Below are 1,832 nucleotides of genomic sequence, written 5' to 3' on the forward strand. Positions count from 1 at the left end.
GCCCGGCACTGCGGGGTGCCGCTGCGCCCACCCGTGCCGCCCCAGCGGCACGACTGCCCGCAGCGGCGGGGGGCGGGGGCGGGGCGGTCGTTGGTTATGCGTCGGACGAGAAGCGAAGTGCTGCCGGGGGGATGTGGGCGTCGCACCAGATTCGGGCGCCGGAGCGGAGTTCGTTGTCGGCGCCGATGACGGCACCGTCGCCGATGACCGTGTCGGTGAGGACCGATCGGGTGCCGACGCGGGCGCGGGTGCCGATGAGGGAGTCGGTGATGACGGCGCCCGGTTCGATGACGGCGCCGGGCAGGATCGTGCTGCCGAAGACGCGCGCGCCCTCCGCCACGAAGGCGCCCTCGCCGACCACGGTGCCGCCGGCCAGCTTGGCGTCGGGCGCGACCCGCGCCGTGGGGAGGACGAGGCGGTCGCCGCAGCGGCCCGGTATCGCCGGGGACGGGGCGCGGCCGAGGACCAGGTCGGCGGAGCCGCGTACGAAGGCCGCCGGGGTGCCCAGGTCCAGCCAGTACGTGGAGTCGACCATGCCCTGGAGGTGGGCTCCGGTGGCGAGGAGTTCCGGGAAGGTCTCGCGTTCGACCGAGACGGGGCGGCCGAGCGGGATCGTGTCGATGACCGAGCGGCGGAAGACGTACGCCCCCGCGTTGATCTGGTCGGTGACGATCTCCTCGGGGGTCTGGGGCTTCTCCAGGAAGGCCAGTACCCGGCCCGTCTCGTCCGTCGGGACGAGGCCGTACGCCCTCGGGTCGGTGACCTTCGTCAGGTGCAGGGAGACGTCCGCGCCCGTCGTCCCGTGGGTGCGGACCAGCGCGCCTATGTCCAGGCCCGTCAGGATGTCCCCGTTGAAGACGAGGACCGGGTCGTCGGGGCCCGAGTGCAGCCGGGACGCCACGTTGCGGATCGCGCCGCCGGTCCCGAGCGGCTCCTCCTCGGTGACGTACTCGAGGTGGAGGCCGAGGGCCGAGCCGTCGCCGAAGTGCGGTTCGAAGACCTCCGCCAGGTAGCTCGTCGCGAGCACGATGTGATCGACGCCCGCCGCCTTCGCCCGCGCCAGCTGGTGCGTGAGGAACGGTACCCCCGCCGCCCTGACCATGGGCTTGGGCGTGTGCACCGTGAGCGGACGCAGCCGCGTGCCCTTGCCGCCGACCAGGAGGATCGCTTCTGTCACCGTCGTCTCTGCTTCCTGCCGGGACCGGCCGAACTGTCTTTCGGCGGGCCAGTGTATGCAGACCGTTCCATGGCGCCCTCGGTGGTCGTGCGGTGTGCCGCCCTCAGCGGCCCTGGTACTTGGCCGCCGTCGAGCGGGTGGTGCCGAGCTTGCCGTAGAGCTTTTTGCCGGGGCAGCTCGTGGGGAAGCCGTCGCGGTGACCGGAGATGACGTTCAGTCGTACGTTCTTACCTTTTCGGTAGAGATTGCCACCACCGGACTTCAGGTATGTCTTTCCGCGCGGATTCATGCTGTACAGACCGACCTTCCACGCGGTGAGCCGGGCGATCGCCTTGACGGCGGCCGACGACGGCTTCTTGGAGCTGTATGTGCCGAGTACGGCGATGCCCATGCTGTTGGAGTTGAACCCCAGGGTGTGGGCGCCCAGTACCGCCTTGGACACGCCCCCGGCGCGTCCCTCGTAGATCTTTCCGCACTTGTCGACGAGGAAGTTGTAGCCGAGGTCACGCCAGCCCATGCTGTTGACGTGGTAGCGGTAGATACTGCGAATGACTGACGGCGCCTGCTTGCAGGTGTAGTTGTTGCCGGTGGCCGAGTGGTGCACGAAGGCCGCCTTGACCTTCTTCGTGTACACGAACTTCTTCTCGCGCAGCTT

At 69.7% G+C, this 1,832-nt stretch carries 2 protein-coding genes; both read right to left on the reverse strand.

Annotated elements, in window-relative coordinates:
- Nucleotides 1-94: 94 nt before the first annotated feature.
- The gene (locus tag EBH09_RS14365) at nt 95-1,177 is read right to left on the reverse strand and encodes an NDP-sugar synthase (protein WP_121747416.1); all 1,083 of its coding nucleotides are present in this window, start codon (nt 1,175-1,177) and stop codon (nt 95-97) included.
- Nucleotides 1,178-1,280: 103 nt separating this feature from the next.
- A partial coding sequence (locus tag EBH09_RS38905) for a peptidoglycan recognition protein (RefSeq protein WP_238697308.1) occupies nt 1,281-1,832 on the reverse strand: 552 nt, incomplete at its 5' end.

Origin of the sequence: Streptomyces sp. E2N166, from assembly GCF_003671715.1 — a bacterium.
Taxonomy (GTDB): domain Bacteria; phylum Actinomycetota; class Actinomycetes; order Streptomycetales; family Streptomycetaceae; genus Streptomyces; species Streptomyces thinghirensis.